Here is a 23,161-nt window from a genome sequence, read left to right on the forward strand (position 1 = left end):
TAAGCACCACATAAGCTTCACGATGTTTCCATTAGAAGAACCTGTTTTTGACCTCTTATATTACGGTATTTTACCATGATTATCTTCTCTAACACTTAGCAGGATTTTTAAAAGATTTGGCGAATTTTATCTGTCTAACAAGACTTTTGAAATGAAATTGTAATAATTTTATGTCTAAAAATATCGAAATTAGATGTTATAATGAACGAGGACTTGTGACTTTACGTTACAGTGAGTGAAGAAGTAACAGCTTAGAGTGACAACAACTAAGGAGTTAAGGTGATCGGAATATGATAGAGATGAAGGGAGTCTACAAGACTTATCCGAATGGTGTTACGGCTTTAAATGGAATCGATGTACATATTGAACAAGGGGAATTTGTCTATGTCGTTGGTCCAAGTGGTGCAGGGAAGTCAACCTTTACGAAGTTGATGTTCCGTGAAGAAAAGCCAAGTGAAGGATCAATTATTGTTAACGATTATAATTTAGCAACGATTAAAGAGCGGAAAGTTCCATATTTACGCCGAAACATCGGTGTGGTTTACCAGGACTTTCGATTACTTCCCAGATTAACCGTTTATGAAAACGTCGCATTTGCTTTAGAGGTTATTGAAGAATCTCCAAATCAAATTCGACGTCGCGTGATGGATGTTCTGGATCAAGTACGTTTGAAAAATAAAGCTCGGTTTATTCCTGATGAATTGTCTGGTGGGGAACAGCAGAGGGTGTCGATTGCACGTGCCATCGTCAATCATCCTAAGCTTCTCATTGCAGACGAGCCAACGGGCAACCTAGATCCTGATACATCATGGGAAATCATGCACATCCTTGAGGAAATAAACGAAAATGGGACCACTGTTCTTATGGCTACCCATAGTCAAGAGATTGTAAATACTATCCGCAGACGCGTCATTGCAATTGAGGATGGCCAGATCGTACGCGATGAAGCACGGGGGAATATGGGTATGAAACTTAGAACCCTCGGCAGACACACACGTGAAGGAAGTAAAAGCGTTTGGCGTAACGGATGGATGACGGTTTCCGCGATTGGAGCTGTGACGACAACACTGTTGTTGGTCGGTGTATTCTTAGCGCTCATGCTTAACTTAAACGAAATCGCTTCAAATGTTGAAGAGGATGTAGAGGTTAAAGTTTTGCTTGAGCTGACGGCTTCAGAAGAACAAATTGCTAATCTAAGAGAGCAAATAGAAGACATCCCTGAAGTTGGCACAATTAATTTTTCCTCAAAAGAAGAAGAATTAAACCAATTGATTGATAGTCTTGGTGATCAAGGTCAGGCTTTTGAACTATTTAAACAAAGTAATCCATTAAATAATGCGTTTGTTATTAAACCGAAGGATCCTATTGATGCGGTTGATATAGCAGAGGAAATAGAACAGATGGAGTACGTGTACCAGGTAGATTATGGGGAAGAAGTCGTTCAGCAAATTTTCCAGTTTAACCAATACGCAAGAACAATTGGACTGGCATTAATTATTGGACTCGTCTTTACAGCTATCTTCCTTATTTCAAATACGATCAAAATTACAATTATCGCTCGACGCAGGGAAATTGGAATTATGAAACTTGTCGGGGCAACGAATTCATTTATCCGGTGGCCATTTTTCATTGAAGGGCTGCTGTTAGGGGTTCTTGGTTCTATCATTCCGATAGCTGCCGTCGTTACAGGTTACTATTATCTTTATTACAACCTGCGAGATAAGATTCAATTTGAATTTATTGAATTGCTGCCATTTTATCCATTTGCCTTGCAGTTATCGGGAATTATTTTGGCAATTGGAGCTTTTATTGGTGTTTGGGGAAGCGTAATGAGCGTTCGTAAATTCTTAAAAGTATAGGACATGGGGAGGAGAAAGGATTCGATGAAAAAGATAAATACAGCAATGCTTGCGATTTTATTCGTAGCTGGATCTCTACTATCTTCCGCGGGAAGTGTGGCGGCCAATTCGGAACTAGATAATGTAAAAGATAAGTTAAATGACTTACAAGATGAACAAGGCAGTGTAAATGAACAACAAGGTAATGTTTCAGAGAAGAAAGCAGAGACTCAAGATGAAATTTCGGAGAACGAAGAAGAGCAATCTGAAACAGAATCTCAAATAGCCTCAATTGATAAAGAACTGTCGGAAACTCAAGAAAAACTTCGCGTTAAAGAAGACGAGATACGAAAGAATGAAGAAGCAATTAGGAAAAATGAAGCTGAGATCAAAAAGCTTGAAGAAGAAATTAAAGTACTCAAGAAACGTATTGAGAAAAGGGAAGAACTATTAACAGAACGTTTACGTGCGATGCAGCAAAGCGGTGGAGATATTAAATATTTAGAAGTATTAATGGGCTCCCAAAACTTTGGGGATTTCATTGATCGTGCATCTGCCGTAACGACGATTATGGACCAGGATAAAGATATTATGGATACCCATATGGCTGAGAAAAAACTCTTAGAAGAAAAGAAAGTTGAAGTAGAAGAAAGAAAGCAAGAATTAGAGAAACAAGAGCAAGAATTAGAGAAACAAAAACAGGAATTAGAAGCTATTAAACAAGAACTTGATGGGAAGTTAGCAGAAAAAGAAGAGCTGATGGCTGATCTTGAACTTCAGCATGACCAGCTTCACAAACATAAAATGAATCTAGAAGAGGAACAATCTATCCTGAGTAATCAGGAAGCAACGATTCAACAAGCCATTGAAAATGCAAAAAGTGAACAATCGCAAATCCAAGCGGAGATTGAAAGGCAACAAGAGCTTGAAAGACAAAGAGAAGCTGCTGCGGCTAAAGAAAAAGAAGCACAGGCTAGCAGTTCCAACTCAGGCAGTGTGAGTGCAAGTGCCAGCAGTTCCCCTGCTCCGGAACCAGCACCAGCGCCAGCGCCAGTTGTTTCAAGTAGTAATTTCATACGCCCAGCAAGCGGTCCTGTTACTTCTGGATATGGTCCTCGCGGTGGGGGGCATCATCCAGGAATTGACATCGGAGGTAATGGAAGACCTATTGTGGCGGCTGCTTCCGGTACAGTGTTAAAATCCTATTATTCTAGTAGTTATGGGAATGTTGTTTTCCTTACACACTATATTGATGGACAAGTTTACACGACCGTTTATGCTCATATGCAAAATCGAAATGTAAGTACAGGTCAATCCGTGAGTAAAGGAACTCAACTTGGTCTAATGGGAAGCACAGGCCAATCCACGGGTCCGCATCTTCATTTCGAAATACATCAAGGAGCCTGGAATGTATCAAAAAGTAATGCTATTAATCCTAGAAACTATATAAACTTTTAGATAATCAAAGCAATAATTGATGCACACCATGTCGACAGAGGGACATGGTGTGCATTTTTCGAAGTGTTATGCAATTCCTGGGCTCGGAATCTTTGTAAAAGGTAAGCAAATAGTTAGGTCATTCATTTAAATAAGATTTATATTAAAAGTATGGGGAGGCCATAACATGAAAAAAATGCTACTGATCATAACAACTTTACTAACTATCTATTCGTTATTGGTTCCAACCGTATTTGCTAAATCGGATCCATCTCCCCCAACCCTATTAAGCGAAGCGGCTATTGTTATTGATGCCAAATCAGGTGAAGTACTTTATGAGAAGAATGGGAAGACACAGAAGTATCCTGCCAGTCTAACTAAAATTGCAACTGCCATTTACGCGATAGAAACTGCTGACTTAGATGAGGTAGTGACAGTCAGTAAAAATGCAAGGCATACGGAGGGGACAAGGGTCTATCTGGAAGAAGGAGAACAAGTGCCCCTGAAGAAACTCCTTCAAGGGTTGTTGATTAATTCAGGTAATGACGCAGGTGTAGCGATAGCTGAACACCTAAGTGGTAGTGTGGATCAGTTTGCTTCTGAAATAAATAGTTATTTAAAGAATGAAATCGGTGTAAAAAATACTCATTTCAAAAATCCACATGGCCTTTTTAACCCTGAACACGTAACGACAGCAGAGGACTTAGCAGCAATTACACAGTATGCTATGAAGAATGAAGTGTTTAGAAATATATTTGGCACCAAAAAGCTTGAATGGAATGGTGATGCCTGGGATACCACCCTTTTTTCACATCACAAACTTATGAGGCAGAAACCATATGAAGAAATCGTCACTGGTGGGAAAACCGGTTATGTGGATCAGTCGGGGTTTACTTTGGCAACCACGGCAGAGAAAGAAAACATTAGTTTAATTATCATCACCTTGAATAGTGATACCCAACGAGGAGCATATAACGACACAATGAAGTTATTGGAGTATGGGTTGGAAAATTTCGAGACTTCCAGTATTCCAAAAGGGAAGACATTTATGGCTGAGGGAACAGAGTATATTACTTCAGAAAAGTTATACTTTACTCATCCATTAAATGAGCTAACAAATAAGCAAGTCAAAGAAGACGGCAGCTTGCAAATTATCGATCGAAATGGTGAAAATTTAGCTTCTTTTCAACTAGAAGAAAATAATGATAAAGAAAAGGCTGGACAAGCAGGAAATGCGGACTCTGATGATTCTGGATTACCAATGGAGAACCACCTTCCCAATCTATTCATCAGTATTGGTTTAAGTATTGTTGATTTGTTTTATAAATACACGTGAGAAAGATGATAGGAAACTGCCATTTCCCTTTTCTGGGGAATGAAGGTTTCCTATTTTTATATGGATTACTTGTGTTCATAAAAAAGGTTTTGATAATGCTGATAAGTGTTGATTTGATCATCTACAGATACATGTGGTACAAATGACCATTCTCTTCCCTTAATCACTTCTGCATACATCTCTTGCAGTGTTACTTGTTGTAATGCCATTTCAATGTGGGCGTATTTAACATTTGTGTCCTTCATCAAAAGTGCGGAAGTAAAGTTTGTGGTTGCCATGGACTTTGCGGCCGCATGTGCTTCTAACGCAATCCATTTGTTGTCAGAGCCCAAATTTTGGTCAAATGCGTCAGCAGAAGGTGAGTTCTTCATATAATGCAAAGGTGGTACTTCGACATATCCGCCATGGTTAGGGTTAATCAAGGTTAACATCACCCTAACGTGAGCACTCATCGTATTTACTTGTAAACTGATGATCTTTTTCAGAGCTGTTATCGATACCGTACTGTAATAACGCTTAAGCTTATTAATCATCCCTTTATGTGCAGCCAAATGTTCAGCCATTAACCCTAAGTCTGTTGCCGGTAATGTCATGGGTACCGCCTCCTTTTAAAGTTTAGTTCACTTATCACAATATGAAGGAGGGCGATATTTGTTAAAACGAGAGATCTTGTGAGGGTATCACCTTTTACTCGAGGTGTAATAAGGTTTATACAAAAAACAGGCTGTCAGGAAAAACAGCCTGTTTTATCAATGGTTGTTAAACTTTTTGAGAATCGTTTCTATATCTTTTATGGTACTTGATAAAATATCGGCTACAGATGCTTTCTGGCTGAGTCGTGGACTTTGACCAGACCAGAGTGACATATAGTGAGGTTTGTTTTGTTCAGCAGCAGCCTTTCTTATTCCTTTTGTTAATGTGTTCTGAATGGGATAGTCTGGCAAAATACTTTCGTGCTTGCGCATTTCCTGAATGAACCGGTTATCGATCCCTCTAGCTGGTTTTCCGCTAAATGCTGTGGTCACTGTAGTAGCGTCTTCCGTATTAGCAAGGAGCGCTTCTTTGTGGTGTCCTTTAGCCCCGCTTTCTTCACTTGTAACAAAAGCAGTTCCCATCTGCACTCCCTGGGCTCCTAGCATAAGTGCAGCGGTAACGCCCCGGGCATCCATTATCCCGCCGGCAGCAATGACAGGAATAGACACGTGATCCACCGTCTGCGGGACGAGCGACATCGTTCCGATCATAGAGCATTCAAATGGACGGTCGAACGTACCGCGATGTCCTCCCGCTTCACTTCCTTGGGCAACCACTGCATCCATTCCCGCTTCTTCATTAAGAATCGCTTCTTTTACGGTAGTTGCTGTGCCAATTAACAAAATATCATGTTCTTTTAGTTTGTCTATCACGGTTTTGGATGGAATTCCGAACGTAAAGCTGCAAATCGGCACTTGTTCTTCAATGATGGTATCGATTTGCTGTTCAAATACACGGGTGATCTCACCACTGTTTGCTTTTATATCCAAATCATTGAAGTAAGGCTGTAACAGCGTGTTGGCTTTCTCAACTTGGTTTGGGATATGTTTTGGTGTTTCAGGGATAAATACATTTACTGCAAATGGATGCGTAGTCTTTTGTTTAATCCCTTGAATGACTGCTTGCATTTCGACAGGATCCATATACCCAGCACCTAGCGTTCCTAATGCACCGGTATTTGAAACAGAGGCTACAAGATCTGATGTAGTGATCCCGCCTGCCATGCCTGCTTGGATAATTGGAAATTCAATGCCTAACGCTTCGGTTAATTTCGTTTGGTTCCACATTCATACCCCTCCGCAAGAATCAGTTTCTTTAACCTTAAGTGACGTCTCGCGTAAACACAAGAGGATTTGATCGAAATTATTTGGAACGGCGCTTATTTATCATTAAGCGCTTTGTTTTTCATTAACATAAGCATAGATGATGTCTTGCGGAGCGGAATACTGGCCTTCTAACTCTTGAAAGAGCCAGTCTCTATCAACCCCTAATAATGTTAAATTATGCTTTTGAATTTTTCCGTCGACGATTACAGATATAGGTAAGCCTTCATCCTATATGGGAATATTCATATGTTCAACAGTACGGGTCTATTAGCTGCCGTAGAGATTACACTTAACTAACTCGCCAACTGGTTCAAGTAAGGCATACTCTACATCACTCACCTTTGGATATCCCTTACTTCTAAGGATCGATAGCAGCTGGGGGACTGAAAGATGCGCCTTTTCTAAGTTATCCTCAAGGATTTCTCCCCTTTTAATTAAAAGGGCAGGCTGCCTGAAGAATAAGTGATTTCCTATTTGATTTAGAGTTCACAGAGAAAAGAACTAGATGTTTAACAGTGGCTAATCTGCTTTCTGAAAAAAGTAAATTCTCTAATCATACAAACCTGTATGTGTGACAGAAGTATGCTTTTTTTCGTTTTTGTATGGCGGTGGCAACTTTTGTGGTATTATTTAGTTAACTAAGAACGTATAGACATTATAGACGAACGGCTAAAATAAAAGTAGAAGAAAGAGTCGTGTTGGACATGTTTTCAGGTGTGCAGCATGAGTGGTTTAGGGCATCGCACATTTACGGTGTGGTGTCTTATTTGCTAGGATAAAGTCATCCAGGGAAATTCAATTATAGAAGGGTGAATGCGATGAATGTGAAAGCGCGTTACGCCGCGATTGTAGTGGTGCTTGCCGTTCTTATAGGTGCCGCGGGCTCGTATATAGGAATGCAATATTTTGGAGTAGGCAAAGAAAGCCCAACAGAGCGGCTGGCCAACGCTAGCCAGGGTGCGGAGAACTTTGGCAGTCTTTCTGAAGAAGAACAAAAAGAATTCATTGAAAATATGGCTGGCAGTACAAATTTAAAAAAGGTAGAGCAAGCGTACGGTGTCATTAAGGATAATGCTTTAAAAGATGTAGACCAGCAAAAGCTGGTTGAAGGAGCTATCCAAGGGATGCTTGATACATTAGAGGATCCATACAGTGTTTATATGGATAAGGAAACGATGGATCAATTCAGTCAAACGATCGAATCATCCTTTCAGGGAATTGGGGCGGAAGTGAGCATGGTCAACGATAAAGTGACCATTGTAGCACCGATTAAGGGATCCCCTGCTGAAGAAGCGGGACTTAAGCCAAATGATCAAATCCTTCAGGTGGATGGTGAAAGTTTGGAAGGCCTTGATTTGTATGAGGCTGTCTTAAAAATTCGCGGTGAAAAAGGATCTGAGGTCACACTTAAAGTGGACCGTCCGGGTGCAAGCGAACCGTTGAGTATCGATATCGTTCGTGATGATATCCCTCTAGAAACCGTCTATACAGATACGAAAACGATAAACGGCAAAAAGGCTGGAGTCATTGAAATTACCTCTTTCTCTGAAAAAACAGCAGAGGATTTTAAGAAGGCACTTAAGAAATTTGAGAATGACGGAATGGATGGGCTTGTCATTGATGTCCGAGGCAATCCTGGTGGTTTATTTGCAGATGTACAGGAAATTTTAAAACAGTTCATTCCGAAAGATCAACCGATCGTTCAAGTAGAGGATAGCAATGGAGAGGTTTCTCGTTATTTCTCAGATATTGAGTCTAAGAAAGATTATCCGATTACTGTCTTAATGAACGAGGGTAGTGCATCTGCATCAGAAATTCTGGCTGCTACCATGCATGAAGCTGGAGGCTATGAACTTGTCGGAACGAAGAGCTTCGGGAAAGGGACCGTGCAGCAGACCATTCCGATGGGTGATGGCAGTACGATCAAGCTGACACTTTTCAAATGGTTGACACCTGAAGGAAACTGGATTCATGAAAAAGGGGTTAAACCGACCGTCAAAGTGAAGCAGCCTGATTATTTCTATACAAATCCAGTCGAAATCAAAGAACCACTCACTTTTGATAGCAATGGTGAGAAGATTAAAAGTATCCAAGAGTTGTTAAAAGGATTAGGCTATACTCCTGGACGGACAGACGGATATTTCAGTGAGAAAACGAAAGCAGCTGTGGAGAAGTTCCAGTCTGATCATCAGCTGAACGTAACAGGGAAAGTTGATGCAGAAACGGCTGGGAAAATGGAAGAGCTGATCGTTAAAAAAATACGGGATGAAGAAAATGACCGTCAGATGCAAAAAGCTCTTGAGGTTCTGTTTCAATAAGCAGGAAATCGACCATTTTTAGCGAAATAAGTCCGTAGTCATAGACTGCGGACTTTTTCTTGAGATAAGAAAAGTTTTTTGATTTAGTTGGATAACTTGAGCGAAGGACCGAAAACCCTGGACAATTAAGTTGACTTACATGACGCTTGAGTATTTGGTGTTGATATCGGGGTTTCGCGCCTAGTCGAACTTCCCTATGTGTCTATAAGGGTATGTTACGCTTGTCTTAATACTGAGAGGAGAATTGCTGGTGGATGTTTGGTGGAATGAGATATGGAATGGATTAGCAAGACTTTTTATTCAACCGTTATTTTATTGGTCTGTAATCCTCTTATTTATTTTGTCGATTCGTAGAATAAAACAAGAACGTAGAAGTTTTGGAACAAAAGTGTTTGATATATTCGCTGAAGGGAGGAGTACATGGCGTGTTTCGATCATCGGTGGGTTGCTCTTATCCTTAATAGCGATTGGCGGGGGATCGTTTTCAACTACCCCTTCTTACTTCTATTAAGTGTAGTGACTGTTATTTTAAGTCTTACATTAAAACTGACTTGGCTATCGGCTGCCTATACATTCGGTTTGACGTACTTGTTGCTTCTAGTGGCTCCATACATACCTGCTGGCGTTCTTCCTGATGATTGGCTTGTTGTTCTAGAAAACACTTCTCTCACAGGTGTTGCGCTGACAATGAGTGTACTATTAATCATCGAGGGTGTGATTTTGGCGAAAACCTCTTCGAGAAGAACCTTTCCTGAACGCGTCAAAGGCAATCGTGGTAAGATGGTTGGTCAACATCGAGTGAAGAAGCTTGTCCTCATTCCAATGGTAGGTCTTCTTCCAGGTGGAATGATTGAACCTTTGGCCCCATGGTGGCCGCTATTTTCAATTGGTGAAAACAGCTATGGTTTTATACTTGTGCCTTTATTATTAGGATGGGAATGGGTTGCCCGTGCGCAAACACCGAAGTTGGTAGCCATGAAGATAGGACGTCAAACAGTGGCTATTGCTATCCTATCTTTCGTGTTATCTGTTGTGGGCTTATATGTGCCTATTCTGTCTCTTGCAGCGGTGGCAGTAAGTTTGTTAGGAAGAGAAGTGATCTACGCAGTCCACCGGATACGTGAGAATCGTCAACCGTTTTTCACAGCAGATCATAGAGGGGTAAGGATTCTTGGGACGATACCAGGAAGTCCGGCTGATGAGATGGATTTGCTGCCAGGGGAGTTGATTGTGAGGGTGAATTCTATTCCTGTTACGTCTGTCGAAGAATTTTACGAAGCCTTACAAACGACTGGAGCATTTAGTAAAATTGAAGTGAGAGACTTTAGAGGAGAAAATCGTTTTACACAACGTGCCATGTATGAAGGCGAGCATCATGAGCTCGGAATCTTATTTGTTCAGGAGGCTGTTCGTGAACAAATCGCGGAATAAGCTCCCTTTTGCTAAAAGCTTTGATTTCAAGGCTTTTAGCTTTTTTTGTTCTAGTATAAGGGGTTGATACATAAGATTTCCTAATGAAAATGATTCTCAAATTCATTGACAATGGTTTATTTTGCCCATAAACTAGAAAGAGTAGATGAAATGAACGAGGATTTTTCAAAATAGATAATGATACTTAACCAACATACAAATGGAGATTCAGCATTTGTAAAGGGGAGATATAGCATATGGATTCACTGTTGGCAAACGATCTGACACTAGGGTATGGAGATCAAGTGATCATAGATTCTTTAGACATAAAGATTCCTAAAGGTGAGGTAACTGTATTAATCGGCGGAAATGGCTGTGGAAAATCCACATTGCTTCGTTCTTTAGCACGACTATTAAAGCCTAAATCGGGGCAAGTTGTGCTTGATAGCTCGGATATATCAAAGATGCGCACAAAAGATGTAGCTAAGAAAATGGCAATTTTGCCCCAAAGCCCGACAACGCCTGAAGGGTTAAGTGTTTATCAGCTCGTGAAGCAAGGACGTTATCCTTACCAAAGCTGGGCAAAACGCTGGGCGCAAGAAGATGAGGAAGCCGTTAATAAAGCACTTACAGATACCAACTTATTAGAATTGAAACACCGGTCAGTGGACTCGTTATCCGGCGGCCAACGTCAGCGTGCATGGATTGCGATGACTCTAGCACAGGATACCGATTTACTATTATTAGATGAGCCGACGACTTACTTGGATATGTCACATCAAATCGATATACTCGATTTACTTTTTGATCTTAACAAGGATAATGGACGTACAGTTGTAATGGTTCTGCATGATATTAACCTTGCCTGTCGATACGCTGATCACATTGTCGCTGTAAAAGATAAAACAGTCTATGCACAGGGCAAACCTGAAGATGTAATTAACTGTGATTTAATGCAGCATGTCTTTGAAATGACATGTGATGTTCGGGAAGATCCTATTTTCGGTACGCCCATGTGCATCCCCCATGGCAAAGGACGCTGCTTAATTAAGCAAGCGCAAGCAGAAGCACAAGAACAGACAGTTCAGAGACAGACGGTTTAAATTTAAAAAAGTCACGAATGGGCAAAAATTCCTATTTGTGGCTTTTTTTTATGGATGAGTTCGTGTAAAATTTTGAATAAAGAGATAAGATTAATACGTATAGGAGTATGTAATGAATTCGGAAATGAGGAGATAGGTATGAAATTCATCGAAGGGTTACATAAGGGGAACAGCCTGCAAAAAGCAGTGTTTCAAGCACCAGATAGGCATGTCCTCCGTATCCTTATGGAGGGGATGTCCGATTTTGTGTTCCTCATGGAAGTCATTGATTACGATATGTATAAATATTTATATATAAATCATACGTCTGAACAGTGTTATCAGCTGGACCGCTCGAATTGGGAGGGGAAGCTGATAGAAGATATGCTTGAACCTGAGAATGCGTCGTACATAAAAAGCCATTATAATCAAGTTGTTGAGACAGCTGCACCTGTTACGTATAGAGATACAGTAGATATTAATGGGTATGAATTTGCCGGGCAGACCTTACTGACGCCATTTAGGGACGAAACAGGCAAGGTCGTCCAAATATTAGCGATCACAAGAGATATTACTGAACTTGCTAAAAAGGAGCAAGAACTTGATACAGTTAATGCTGTCTATCGTTCTTTACTAAAAAATACAGCAGATGCGATTCTTATTGTAAATCTTGACGGGGAAGTCTTAGAGTCCAATCTAGCTTTCGAAAAATTGTACGGATTTACAAAGGAAGAATTAAAGGAAGACCGCTTTCCTTTTGTTCCCTTTTCCTTGAAGTCGGAAGCAGATGAACTAATTGAAAAAGCAGTCCGGAAAAAGCATATCTCCGCTTATGAAACGAAACGTCGTCATAAAAATGGAGTCTGGATCGATGTCTCAGTGAGCGTTTCACCTATATATGGGAACGATGGAGACGTCATAGGAGTTAGTTCGGTCGTAAGAAACATTAGTGAACAAAAGGTCATGAATCAGAAGTTAAAAGCGATTCATTCTCGGTATCAATCCTTGTTTGAATTTAACCCATACCCTGTCGTCACATTAACATTAAGAGGAACAATTACAAAGGCCAATCCAGCTATGCTCCAAATGCCCAACTTCGAGGAAGAAGAACTTCTGCATTCCTCTTTTACAAAATGGATCCACGAGGAAGACATAGATCATGTCCATCAGCATATACGAGGAAGCTTCTCTGGAAAGAAAATATGGTTTCAAACCCGGTTGATCGCAAGGAGGGCTGAAAGGATTGTAAACGTATTCCTGACTCCGATTTTAACGGGACAGCGAAAAGCGGGTATGTATGCCATTTTGGAAGATATTACTGAAAAAGAGGTAACAATGAGAGCATTAAAACAAAGTGAGGCTAAGTTTAAGCTGATTGCCGATCATTCACAAGACCTTATTTCTGTCTTTAGCCCTTATGGAAAACTTATGTATGGGTCCCCCTCGCATGTGGACTTTTTTGGCTTTGACCCTGTTGATGCTGATGTTGATAAAATAGCGACAGTTGTCCATCCAAAAGAAATGGATCAATTAGTTGAAAGTTTTTGTTCATTGTTATAGGGGTACACACCCATTTTCTATGAATCCTCGGTTCTTGAATTCTCTCAAAGAATGGATATGGTTTGAAGGGGGACCCCTGTGTTAGATGATCAAACTAGGGTGACTCACATTGTTGTAGTTTGTCGAGACATCACTGGACAAATCAATTATGAAGAGATGCTGAAGAGATATGCCTTCTATGACTATTTGACAGAGTTACCGAATCGCCGAAAGTTTGAAGATTGTTTAACGGAAACTTTGGTACAATCGAGAGAAGGTCGTGGTCTGTTTGCGCTTCTTTATTTGGACGGCGATAGTTTTAAACAGATCAATGATGAGCTTGGTCACGATAAAGGGGATGCTTTTCTAAAATTAATAGGCAGGCGGCTGACCCATTGGGGGATAGCAAGGCTGTCATTGCAAGGATCGGTGGGGACGAGTTTGCTATTTTACTTAAGGATTTAGATGGTATTGAGGAAGCAAGGAAGAAGGCAGAGGATTTGCTTATTAAACTTAGAGAACCCTATCAAGTTAGTGAACATATCGTTTATTCTTCATTTTCTATTGGTGTATCCTTTTATCCGTTCGATGCCGATACGAAAGAAGAACTATTTCACAGGTCTGACCAGGCGTTATATTATGGGAAACAACAAGGTAAGGACACGATATTTTTTTATCAAGATATTAACTGAAAACAAAGGATGGCTTCGGATCCTAACATTCAGGAACCCGAACCCATCCTTCAGTTATTTATTTGGGATCTCTTGTAAGTCAGTTAATATGTGGTTCGGTTTTAAGCCTAGTTCAGGCCACTTTGCTCCATTACGATTTACCCAGGCAGTATGAAAGCCATAGTGTGTGGCCCCAGCAATATCCCATGGATTACTTGAGAAGAAAAGAATCTCTTCTTTTTGTTGATTCAGCTTACTTTGCGCAAATTGATAAGCCTCTGGGTGAGGTTTATACACTTTCGTATCATCTGCACTAATGAGTGAAAAGGTGTTGGTAAGCTGATTGTTTTCAAGCAGCGGCTGTAACATGGACCGTGTTCCATTTGAGAAGATCGTCAATTGTTTATCAGGATTTTTTTCAGCCAAATGAGATACTTCAGAGTATGGTTGCAAATGTTGATATTGGTCCATCAGTTTTTGAACGGTCTCGTCATTATATTTTACGTCGTTCATGGCAAGTGCATCAACTAAAGCCCACTTTGTAACGGTATCAAAAGGTTGATACCCTTGAATAAGCTGACGAATCATAAAATAATGAACTTGACGTTGCCGCCACTCTTCACTTATTGATGGTCCCTTCTCTGGATAATGACCGTGTATCGTATCTTTAACTGAATGGACGTCAAATAAGGTTCCATACGCATCAAATACATAAGCTTGGTAACTCATCAGGAATCGCTCCTTTCTCAGTTTAGCGTACCCTTTCCTGTTTTTGGTTAAACGAGTAAAGGATGACAGACGAGATACAAGAAGAGTACACTAATGACTAGAAGAGCCGGGGAGGGCTATGAACATGCTGTATCATGGGTATCGGACATTTTTGCGACAAGAGAAAATCGATATGTAAAATGGTTCATCTATTTAGCGATCCGCAGGGAAGCTGTTCAAAGCATTGCTGCTCCTGTGTTCCTGCATTCACTTGTCCATCACTCATTTGCACACCCTGGCGTTTCGTCCTCCCTCAGTTAGGTCATTCCCTTTTTGTATGGGGAATGGCCTTTTTCATCATACTTGTATGGAAGGACAAGGGAACGAGCCTGCGCGGTGATCGTTTGCGTCTGGTTCGGAGAACGGAAGACGTTCACAAAAAATTCATGAGGATGGAGACACTTTCTGCTCTTGCTTTATGCTAATTCATGATATGATTTGTTAGATAGAATATTTATATTAAAATTGTATTTTCAATAGAGAAAGGGTAAGACGATGAAGAAATTCTCAGTTTTAACTACATTCGTCACTTTTCTTGCACTCATCCTTGGAAATTTGGTTGTGGCAACGAAATCAGGTGATGCTTGCGGAACGACATGGCCGGTTTGTAATGGGTCAATCTTTCCGGATATTACAAACTACCACGTAATCATTGAATATTCCCATCGCTTAATGGTTCCATTACTTGCTATGCTTACGTTTATTAATGCGGTAGGGGCAATCTATAAGCATCGTGAAAGACGTTCTGTCTTTATCTTGGCGGTTATGAGCCTTGGTATGCTTGTCTTTCAATCATTAATCGGCGGCTTGAACGTCTTATTGGGAACACCTCCAGGGTTTACAACATTAGACGTTACATTCAGTCAAATTCTTCTGCTCATATTAGTGTTACTCAGCTACAGTCTTCATACAAAGAAAGTTGAACTGGATAAGACGAGCTGGTCAACGGTCAGCCAGAGTTACCGTGCCTTTCTAATAGGGTTTTCGATTTATATGGTTCAAGTCATCTTAGGTGCATTCTTCAAGCATAGTGCAGCTAGTAATGTGATGCTTGATATCCCTGCAATGGAGTATTTGACGAAAAGTGAATCAATTGCCAACATGCTTTACTCGCTTCACTGGGTTGCGACAGTGGTCATTTTCGTTGCCGCTATTTGGTTCGTTATTTATGCGTCGAAATTTAAATACCATATCACATTATCATGGTTGTATTTAATCTCGATCTTGCTGAATGCTGTTGTTGGATTTGTGATTGTCGTGACAGGAAATGTTGTCATTGCTTCTTCGCTTCACATGATTCTGTCAACGATAACAACTGTGATTGGCGGCTGCATCCTAGGCGGGTATTGGTTTAAATTGCAAAAGAGAACGGTATAATTCATTTGTGAGGCGCTGGTGAAAGCTTGGCTTTTACCCCGTCCTTTTATGTAAAAAAATAAAAGCTATCCTGGTAAAGTTTTAAGATGAACTTTATCAGGATAGCTTTTTTATCCTTCATGAGGGACAGTTACTTATTGAAACAGTTCTCGAATCTCCTTTTCGCTTAACGATGTAAGCATCGATTCGCCCGGTTGGATAATCTGGTCAACTAAATCCCGTTTTTTCTGCTGCAGCTGGAAAATTCGCTCTTCAATCGTTCCCTCAGAAATCATACGGATGACCTGAACGACTTTCTCCTGACCGATCCGATGGGCACGGCCAGCCGCTTGCTCCTCAATAGCCGGATTCCACCATAAGTCATAGAGAATCACGGTGTCTGCTCCCGTTAGATTCAAGCCTGTACCGCCAGCTTTCAAGGAAATAAAGAAGGCATCTTTATCGCCTTCATTAAATTGCTCAACCATGTCAACACGCTGCTCACTTTTCGTGTTGCCGTCTAAATAAAAAGCGTCAATTCCCGTCTCTGATAATTCTTGATGAAGAATTTTTAACATGCTTGAGAATTGGGAAAAAATAAGCACGCGATGGCCACTGCTTTTCAATTCGGAAGCTAGTTCTTTAAGTTGCTCAAGTTTCCCGGATTCCCCTTCATAATTTTCTAGGAATAGTGCCGGATGACAGCAAATTTGACGAAGGCGTGTGAGTCCGGCTAAGATTTCGAGTTTTCCACGCTGAATTCCTTTCGTAGCAATTGTTTCCTGGATATCTGACTGAATTTTTTCTAGATAAGCTAAATAGACTTCCTTTTGTTCCCGTGTCAGTTCAGAATACTGCACCGTCTCTAGCTTATCTGGCAGTTCTTCAAGGACCTCCGTCTTCATCCGTCTTAAAATGAACGGGCGGGTCATGCGGGCAATTTTTTCTGGCTTCATTTGCAGGAACTTCTTTTTACTCGTGTAAAATCCCGGCATGATCGTTCGAAATAATGACCAAAGCTCATTCAAAGAGTTCTCGATGGGTGTGCCGCTTAACGCGAAACGATGGGTGGCTCGTAAGCTACGAACGGCTTGGGCCGTTTTCGTTGCTTCATTCTTAATCGCTTGTGCCTCATCTAAGATCATTGCGTGAAAGGTCATTTCCTTATAGGCAGGGGCGTCCTGTCTAAGTAAGGGATAGGAAGTGATCAAAATATCTGCCGTGCTTTGTTCGATCTGTTCCCTGCGTGTCATAGGATCGCCAGTGATTACTTGAACCGACAATGTCGGGGAAAATTTCTCGAACTCTTTTTTCCAATTGTAAACGAGTGATGCCGGTGTAATGATCAGGGCCGGGTTTTCCATAAGCTGCTGTTCTTTTTCATACAGAAGAAAGGCAATACTTTGGACCGTTTTTCCAAGTCCCATGTCATCGGCTAATACACCGCCTAACCCATAAGTAGCAAGAGTCTTCAACCAGCGAAAACCTGTTAGCTGATAAGAACGGAGATCGGCTTCCAGACGATCAGGTGGATCAACCATCAGTGATTCCGGAGATTGCAGACGCTGAACGAGCTGATTAAATCGTTCATCGCGCTCTTTTGCTTCGAGACGAAGGGCGTCATCTACTTGTAGGCTGCGTGCCTTAGAAACTTGTAAAGAGTGGTCATCGATATCTGATGCACTCAAATCAAGTTCATCTGCAAGTCGCTGAAATCGTTCAAAGGAATCTGAGGTGAGCGAGAGTAAGGCACCGTCAGATAAACGATAGTATTTCCTTCGTTCAATAGCAGCTTTCAAGGCAGACGTCACATCATCGTTTGATATGCCTTCAATTCCAAAGCTTACATCAAGCCAACTGCCATCACTTTCGATTTGAACGGATGGGATAAGCTCACGATGTTGGTTGTCGAGCAGCGAACGAACAGATGAAGATGTGTACACTTCAGCCAGCTCACGCAGTTCTGGTAAATACTCACTGATAAATTCTTCAAGGACCTCATCCTCTTCAATATAAACCGTTTCCCCGTCAAACTTAAATTCGGCTTGTTCAATGATTTGGATGATCGCTTGTTCAGTCTCACTTTCACGTTGAATAATCACCTGGCTTGAGGGTTCGAATTTAGTGAAAGGGTGAATTGTATGCTCTCCGTAATGAAACTGCACATCAATTGTCAATGACCAATTGGTAAAGTCAAGATAGACCTGAGGCTTCAGCTCTTCTTGAATAATTTTTTCTTGTGCTGTTTGGTTTAGCTGCACATCGGCAATCGTTTCGAGTTCGGGAAGAACGTAAGAAACGATTCCTTCCATATCCATTTGGCCGACGGTGTGGTTTCCGTTCGAATTATAGGGAAGCAGTGAGTGTAATGTGCGAACAATCTCTTCTTTTTTTCGATCAAGCAAATAAAACCCAGCATCTTTGTAAAGAAGATGATAATCCTTTAAATATTCATAGGATTTCAGCTGATTCATATGCATATGATAGCTTCCGCGTTCTTCAGAAATGTAAAAGGAGAGGTCAGGGAATTCCTCATTTACGTGTAAAGCTCCTGTATTTTCTCCACGTTCAATCACTTCACAATGTTGATTTGCAAGCAGCTGAAGTAAATCAGGTGCGAGAGAAGGGGGGAGAGTTAATATCTTCTGCTCCCCGGTATTCCAGTGACGATCGTAAAAAAGCTCTTGTTCGTAGGCGCGTGATAGCATCTGAAAGACGTGCTCATCTTGATCTGTTAAATAATGTTCAGCGGGATCATAGCTAAACTTTTTTGAAAGCCTGTATGGTTGTTCTCGTTGAATATGCTGGAGGAGTTCACGAATATCTTTGATCACGTAAGCATAATTTTCTCCGAGCTTCAGTTCTATGCCAAGGGTCTTGCTGCCTAATAATGATTGAATATGCAAGAAGTAGTCGATGTGTAAAGGGCGTTTAGCAGCACGAGTGTACTTATTCTCTTGACGGTCTCGGAATGCTTCGGAAAGTCTTGTGCCGAAGACGCGGTCATTCTTCATTGGTGCAAATTGTTCTTGGTTCTCGACCTTTTGTGTCTTCGGTGATGAATGCAAAATGGCTTGTTCACGAATAGCAAAGAGAACGGCCGCGATGTGCTTACAGCTATAGTAAGAATTGTAAGCAGGACATTCACAAGTCGCCTCTAAGTCGTCATCTTCAAAAAAGAAAACGCGTACTTCATAATCATGAGTACCCGTTACTACAGCGCGCCAGGATCTGATGGCGCTATTGTGGGAAAGTCCGTACACTTTACCCTGGTTGTAGTATTTCTTCCCACGTTCGTAAAACGTTTCACCGGTTATTTTCTTTATATCATTAGGTTGTAAAAGGTATGACTGCATAGCTGGCATCCTAACTGTCTTTTTTTTCATTATAACAGGAGAAGGGGTGACATTTCTTCCTAAAGCCCTGTTTCCTTTTTTCTTCCACCTCAGGTCATCCAGTATCTGGATGACCTGAGGTGGAGGAAAATTCCAGGATTGATTTTACTGGTGGGTTGTGCTACCTTTCAAGGTATGGAGAAATATAAATTGAGGAGGCCGCTTGCTCGAGTGAGCGGCTTTTGTATGGAGTGAAGAGGCCAATGTGATACGTAATATCCTGCCTATAATATGCTTGAGTTAAATAGATTACGATTTGGAGGATATCACGATGACGATACGAGATGAAATGAAAAAACGCCGCACGTTTGCAATTATTTCCCACCCGGATGCGGGGAAAACAACGATAACAGAGAAGATGCTGTTATTTGGAAATTTAATTCGCTCAGCAGGAACAGTTAAAGGAAAGAAATCGGGTAAATTTGCCACCTCTGACTGGATGGAAATTGAGAAACAGCGTGGAATTTCTGTCACCTCTAGCGTAATGAATTTTCCTTATAAGGATTACCAAGTCAATATTTTAGATACACCAGGTCACGAAGATTTTAGTGAAGATACGTACAGAACATTAACAGCTGTAGACAGTGTTGTCATGGTCATTGATGCAACAAAAGGCATCGAGGCACAAACGCTTAAACTGTTCAAAGTATGTAAAATGCGCGGTATTCCGATTTTCACTTTTATCAATAAAATGGACCGTGAAGGACGCGAACCTCTTGAATTAATGGAGGAAATCGAATCGACATTGAACATTGAGACCTACCCGATGACATGGCCGGCTGGAATGGGGAAGCGTTTCTTAGGTGTGTTTGATCGTCACAATGAGCAGTTTGTGCAGTACACTGGAAACGAGGAAGAAACGTATATCCCTTATGACGAGCTTGAAAATCATAAGGAATTGACGGAAGATGCAACTTATCAAGAAGCAGAGGATGAAATGCTGCTAGTTGATGAGGCAGGAGATGGTTTTGACTTGGAGAAAGTGATGAAAGGGGATCAAACACCTGTCTTCTTCGGTAGTGCGCTTGCGCCATTTGGTGTAGAAACCTTTTTCAATACGTTTATAGACTTTGCCCCTGAACCGGCTCCGCGTCGTTCCACAGAAGGGATTGTTTCACCTGATCAAGAAGAGTTCTCCGGTTTTATTTTCAAAATACAAGCCAATATGAATCCACAGCACCGCGACAGAATTGCCTTTGTACGAATCTGTTCAGGGAAGTTTGAACGTGGAATGAATGTGACGCTGTCCAGAACAGGGAAAACCTTCAAGCTCGCCCAGTCCCAGCAGTTTGTCGCCTCTTCAAGGGGTACGGTGGAAGAGGGCTACGCGGGCGATATTATCGGAATTTATGATCCAAATATCTATCGCATTGGTGATACAATAGTGACAGGCAAACAGAACTTCGAATATGATGAGCTGCCGCAATTCCCGCCAGAACTTTTCAAAAAAGTAACGGCCAAAAACGTGATGAAATCGAAGCAGTTTAAAAAGGGATTGGAGCAGCTTGTTCAAGAAGGTGCGATCCAGTTGTTCAAGCGGTACCGTTTTGAAGATTATATTATTGGTGCGGTCGGTGAGCTTCAATATGAAGTGTTCGAGTATCGTATGAAGAACGAATACAACGTTGAAGTCGAGCTGACATCTATTGGGGAGCGGATTCCTCGCTGGATTGCAGAGGAACAGGTGGATGAGTCCATGTTTGATGAACGTAATATGCTTGCTGTTGATCGGGAAGGATTTCCGCTTGTTTTATTCAAGAACGATTTCTCATTACGTTGGTTTAAGGATAAGCATGAGGATATCGAATTAATTGACCTGTTTGAAGTCAATCAGTATGATCAATCCTATCAGTAAAAGATCGAAAAATCTCACTACAGCTTTATGTAGTGAGATTTTTTGATCATTCCGCGTAAGTGTGCAATAAAGCTGCCAAATACGCAATTATGCTTGCAAACCGTGCAATTAAACTGTTAAATATGCAATTAATCAATTTTATGTGCAATTATGCGAGATTTCGTGCAAATAGTGTTCCTGGTAACATATCAAGCCTCCATTCCAGGCGTTTCAAAAAATGAAAACCGAATGTTTGTTCGTTTTATGTTAGAATGGTAAACTATTGTGGTAGACTATGGATGAATAGTGTATTGAACGGAGGTTGTCATAATGGAAACGGAGAATCGATTCGAATTAGTATCTGATTATGAGCCACAAGGGGACCAGCCTAGAGCGATAAAGGAACTGGTTGAAGGAATAGAGCGCGGTGAAAAGCATCAGACGTTACTTGGTGCAACGGGGACAGGGAAAACATTTACCATGTCCAATGTGATTGAACAAGTGAATAAACCAACATTGATTATTGCCCACAATAAAACACTGGCGGGTCAATTATATAGTGAGTTTAAGGAATTTTTCCCAAACAATGCAGTCGAGTACTTTGTTAGTTTCTATGATTACTATCAGCCGGAAGCTTATGTACCGCAAACGGATACGTTTATTGAAAAAGACTCCAATATTAACGATGAAATTGATAAACTGCGTCACTCGGCAACGACCTCCTTATTTGAGCGGAACGATGTCATCGTTGTTGCAAGTGTTTCTTGTATTTATGGGTTAGGTTCTCCGGAAGAATACAGCAGTCAAGTGTTATCTATCCGTCAAGGCATGGAACGTGATCGTGATGAACTGCTTAGACTCCTTGTAGATATCCAATATGCGAGAAACGATATCGACTTTCAACGCGGAACCTTCCGCGTACGCGGGGACTCGGTTGAGATCATTCCGGCATCAAAAGAAGAGCATGCGATACGTGTTGAGTTTTTTGGTGATGAAATTGATCGGATCCGTGAGATCGATGTTCTTACAGGAGAAATTGTTGGAGAACGAGAGCATGTTGCGATTTTCCCGGCATCACACTTCGTAACAAGGGAACAAAAATTGCAAAAAGCGATCAAAAATATAGAGGAAGAAATGCACGTCAGAGTGAAAGAGCTTAAAGATCAAAATAAGCTGCTTGAGGCACAGCGCCTTGAGCAACGGACGAATTATGATTTAGAAATGATGAATGAAATGGGTTTCTGTTCGGGCATTGAGAACTACTCCCGTCATTTAACCTTTAGGGAAGAGGGAGCGATGCCTTATACTCTGCTTGATTATTTCCCTGATGACTTTCTGATTATGGCTGATGAATCACATGTGATGCTCCCGCAAATTCGCGGCATGTATAACGGAGACAGAGCACGTAAACAGGTGCTTGTGGATCATGGATTTCGACTTCCTTCTGCTCTCGATAACCGTCCACTGACGTTTGGAGAGTTCGAAAAGCATATCAACCTGATCACATATGTTTCTGCGACCCCAGGAAATTATGAACTAGACCATACTGAGAAATTGACCGAGCAAATCATTCGTCCAACCGGGTTGCTGGATCCTGAAATTGAAATCCGTCCGATTCATGGTCAAATAGATGATTTAGTTGGTGAGATCAACAAGCGCAGTGAACGGAATGAACGTGTGCTTGTAACAACGCTAACGAAAAAGATGTCCGAGGATCTTACTGATTATCTGAAGGATTTAGGAATAAAAGTAGCTTACCTGCATTCGGAAATTAAAACTTTTGAGCGAATTGAAATTATTAGAGATCTAAGGCTTGGCAAATATGATGTTCTTGTTGGAATCAACCTTTTAAGGGAAGGTCTGGATATTCCTGAGGTTTCATTGGTTACCATATTAGATGCGGATAAAGAAGGTTTCTTACGTTCGGATCGTTCGCTTATCCAAACGATCGGACGAGCCGCGCGTAATCAAAATGGAATTGTTATTATGTACGCAGATAAGACAACGAAATCGATGCAGTATGCCATCGACGAGACCTACCGACGCCGCGAGAAGCAAATTGCTTACAATGAGGAACACGGAATTACTCCAACAACAATCAATAAACAAATTCGTGATGTCATTCAAGTGACGAAGGTTGCTGAAGATAGTACCACATACGGGACGGAGAAAAAGCCTTCAGAAATGACCAAGAAAGAACGCGGCGAATTGGTTGATAATCTCGAGACAGAAATGAAACAGGCAGCTAAGGACCTTGACTTCGAAAGAGCAGCTGAGCTGCGCGATATTGTTTTGGAATTAAAAGCGGGAGGATGATT

18 protein-coding genes and 2 pseudogenes are annotated in these 23,161 nt (G+C 41.2%); 15 read left to right on the forward strand and 5 right to left on the reverse strand.

Translation table 11 applies throughout. The features are described 5' to 3' along the window. Positions 1-290 precede the first annotated feature (290 nt). The 4 genes and pseudogenes from ftsE to MUO15_RS19305 form a co-directional block, all read left to right on the forward strand. Positions 291-965, forward strand: a pseudogene (gene ftsE, locus MUO15_RS19290) (cell division ATP-binding protein FtsE); the annotation flags it as partial. Then, entirely contained in the window at positions 966-1,859 is an 894-nt protein-coding gene (gene ftsX, locus MUO15_RS19295) for a permease-like cell division protein FtsX (protein ID WP_245036101.1), read from the forward strand. It abuts the pseudogene before it with no gap. Between the two features lie 24 nt (positions 1,860-1,883). Continuing rightward, complete coding sequence (locus MUO15_RS19300; protein ID WP_245031895.1) at positions 1,884-3,296, forward strand: murein hydrolase activator EnvC family protein; 1,413 nt, start codon at positions 1,884-1,886, stop codon at positions 3,294-3,296. A gap of 166 nt (positions 3,297-3,462) precedes the next feature. Beyond that, entirely contained in the window at positions 3,463-4,611 is a 1,149-nt protein-coding gene (locus tag MUO15_RS19305) for a D-alanyl-D-alanine carboxypeptidase family protein (protein WP_245031897.1), read from the forward strand. A gap of 65 nt (positions 4,612-4,676) precedes the next feature. On the opposite strand, the gene MUO15_RS19310 is transcribed toward MUO15_RS19305, so the two are convergent. From MUO15_RS19310 to MUO15_RS19320, 3 genes and pseudogenes are all read right to left on the reverse strand, one after another. Continuing rightward, positions 4,677-5,204, reverse strand: a complete 528-nt coding sequence (locus tag MUO15_RS19310; protein WP_245031899.1) for a hypothetical protein — start codon at positions 5,202-5,204, stop codon at positions 4,677-4,679. Between the two features lie 156 nt (positions 5,205-5,360). Continuing rightward, entirely contained in the window at positions 5,361-6,431 is a 1,071-nt protein-coding gene (locus MUO15_RS19315; RefSeq protein ID WP_245031901.1) for an NAD(P)H-dependent flavin oxidoreductase, read from the reverse strand. A 102-nt stretch (positions 6,432-6,533) separates the two neighbouring features. Continuing rightward, positions 6,534-6,944: pseudogene (locus MUO15_RS19320) on the reverse strand (DUF421 domain-containing protein). A 344-nt stretch (positions 6,945-7,288) separates the two neighbouring features. Between MUO15_RS19320 and MUO15_RS19325 the strand changes: the two are divergent. The 7 genes from MUO15_RS19325 (at position 7,289) to MUO15_RS21755 (ending at position 13,511) form a co-directional block, all read left to right on the forward strand. Then, positions 7,289-8,788 carry a S41 family peptidase gene (locus tag MUO15_RS19325; RefSeq protein WP_245031903.1) on the forward strand — a complete coding sequence of 500 codons (1,500 nt, stop codon included), beginning with the start codon at positions 7,289-7,291 and terminating at the stop codon, positions 8,786-8,788. A gap of 250 nt (positions 8,789-9,038) precedes the next feature. Next, complete coding sequence (locus MUO15_RS19330) at positions 9,039-9,299, forward strand: hypothetical protein (RefSeq protein ID WP_245031905.1); 261 nt, start codon at positions 9,039-9,041, stop codon at positions 9,297-9,299. Continuing rightward, a complete protein-coding gene (locus MUO15_RS19335) occupies positions 9,209-10,219 on the forward strand; it encodes a PDZ domain-containing protein (protein WP_245031907.1) in 1,011 nt (336 codons plus the stop codon). The genes MUO15_RS19330 and MUO15_RS19335 overlap by 91 nt, the downstream gene beginning before the upstream one ends. Positions 10,220-10,455: 236 nt before the next feature. Then, positions 10,456-11,301, forward strand: coding sequence for an ABC transporter ATP-binding protein (locus MUO15_RS19340; RefSeq protein WP_245031909.1), 846 nt, complete (start codon positions 10,456-10,458; stop codon positions 11,299-11,301). 138 nt (positions 11,302-11,439) lie between these two features. Further along, positions 11,440-12,840: a PAS domain S-box protein gene (locus MUO15_RS19345; RefSeq protein WP_245031911.1), complete on the forward strand. Its 1,401-nt coding sequence runs from the start codon at positions 11,440-11,442 to the stop codon at positions 12,838-12,840. Positions 12,841-12,918: 78 nt separating this feature from the next. After that, positions 12,919-13,284 (forward strand): diguanylate cyclase domain-containing protein, encoded by a 366-nt coding sequence (locus MUO15_RS21750; RefSeq protein WP_256464148.1) that lies wholly within the window; start codon positions 12,919-12,921, stop codon positions 13,282-13,284. Then, the gene (locus MUO15_RS21755) at positions 13,215-13,511 is read left to right on the forward strand and encodes a diguanylate cyclase domain-containing protein (protein WP_256464149.1); all 297 of its coding nucleotides are present in this window, start codon (positions 13,215-13,217) and stop codon (positions 13,509-13,511) included. The genes MUO15_RS21750 and MUO15_RS21755 overlap by 70 nt, the downstream gene beginning before the upstream one ends. Before the next feature lie 54 nt (positions 13,512-13,565). Here MUO15_RS21755 and MUO15_RS19355 read toward each other — a convergent pair whose 3' ends face one another. Continuing rightward, on the reverse strand, positions 13,566-14,219 hold the full coding sequence (locus MUO15_RS19355) for a haloacid dehalogenase type II (protein WP_245031913.1): 654 nt from the start codon (positions 14,217-14,219) through the stop codon (positions 13,566-13,568). Between the two features lie 93 nt (positions 14,220-14,312). Here MUO15_RS19355 and MUO15_RS19360 point away from each other — a divergent pair, with 93 nt between their 5' ends. Continuing rightward, positions 14,313-14,519 (forward strand): hypothetical protein, encoded by a 207-nt coding sequence (locus MUO15_RS19360; RefSeq protein WP_245031915.1) that lies wholly within the window; start codon positions 14,313-14,315, stop codon positions 14,517-14,519. A 234-nt stretch (positions 14,520-14,753) separates the two neighbouring features. After that, a complete protein-coding gene (locus MUO15_RS19365) occupies positions 14,754-15,635 on the forward strand; it encodes a COX15/CtaA family protein (RefSeq protein WP_245031917.1) in 882 nt (293 codons plus the stop codon). Between the two features lie 134 nt (positions 15,636-15,769). On the opposite strand, the gene MUO15_RS19370 is transcribed toward MUO15_RS19365, so the two are convergent. Then, positions 15,770-18,970 (reverse strand): DEAD/DEAH box helicase, encoded by a 3,201-nt coding sequence (locus MUO15_RS19370; protein WP_245031919.1) that lies wholly within the window; start codon positions 18,968-18,970, stop codon positions 15,770-15,772. Between the two features lie 310 nt (positions 18,971-19,280). Between MUO15_RS19370 and MUO15_RS19375 the strand changes: the two genes are divergently transcribed. Both MUO15_RS19375 and uvrB read left to right on the forward strand, forming a co-directional pair. After that, the gene (locus MUO15_RS19375; protein WP_245031921.1) at positions 19,281-20,864 is read left to right on the forward strand and encodes a peptide chain release factor 3; all 1,584 of its coding nucleotides are present in this window, start codon (positions 19,281-19,283) and stop codon (positions 20,862-20,864) included. Positions 20,865-21,173: 309 nt separating this feature from the next. After that, complete coding sequence (gene uvrB / locus MUO15_RS19380; protein WP_245031923.1) at positions 21,174-23,159, forward strand: excinuclease ABC subunit UvrB; 1,986 nt, start codon at positions 21,174-21,176, stop codon at positions 23,157-23,159. Positions 23,160-23,161 lie beyond the last annotated feature (2 nt).

It is taken from the genome of Halobacillus amylolyticus (genome assembly GCF_022921115.1).
Taxonomy (GTDB): Bacteria; Bacillota; Bacilli; order Bacillales; family Halobacillaceae; genus Halobacillus_A; species Halobacillus_A amylolyticus.